Here is a 631-nt window from a genome sequence, read left to right as displayed (position 1 = left end):
AGCGTACACCGCGCGGACGCGTAGCAACCGAACGAGCCTATCTGCATTTCGGTTTGAAGGTTCAAGAATAATAGTGAAGGCCGTCTGAAAACTGCTTTCAGACGGCCTGATACTTTCAATTTCATATGATTGTCGGCAAATATCTGCCGATAATTGGTTAAAATGTTCCCCTTTTCTTTTTTGAAGTTTCCCCATGAATATCTTATCCGTAGAAAATGCTTCTTTTGCTGTCGGTCATGTCGCCTTGCTCGACAAAACTTCTTTTCAACTCGACAGCGGCGAGAAAATCGGTTTAATCGGCCGCAACGGTGCGGGTAAGTCTTCGTTTTTAAAAATCCTCGCCGGTGTACAAAAGCTTGACGATGGACAGATTATTGTTCAAAACAACCTCAAAATCGTTTATGTGCCGCAAGAATCCTTTTTTGATAAGGATGCAACCGTATTTGATACCGTTGCCGAAGGATTGGGCGAAATTCGCGATTTATTGAGCCGTTATCATCATGTCAGCCATGAGTTGGAAAATGGTTCGAGTGAGACTTTGTTGAAAGAGCTCAACGAATTGCAGCTTGAAATCGAAGCGAAGGACGGCTGGAAACTGGATGCGGCAGTCAAGCAGACATTGGGCGAACTC

1 protein-coding gene is annotated in these 631 nt (G+C 44.5%); it reads left to right on the top strand.

Going from position 1 to position 631, the window contains the following annotated elements; genetic code table 11:
• Positions 1–193: 193 nt before the first annotated feature.
• A partial coding sequence (locus ACTHUR_RS15415) for an ATP-binding cassette domain-containing protein (RefSeq protein ID WP_440399510.1) occupies positions 194–631 on the top strand: 438 nt, incomplete at its 3' end.

This window comes from Neisseria sp. P0021.S007, from assembly GCF_051956855.1.
Note: the sequence above shows the minus strand (reverse complement) of the source record. Positions and strands in the feature narration are given on the sequence as shown.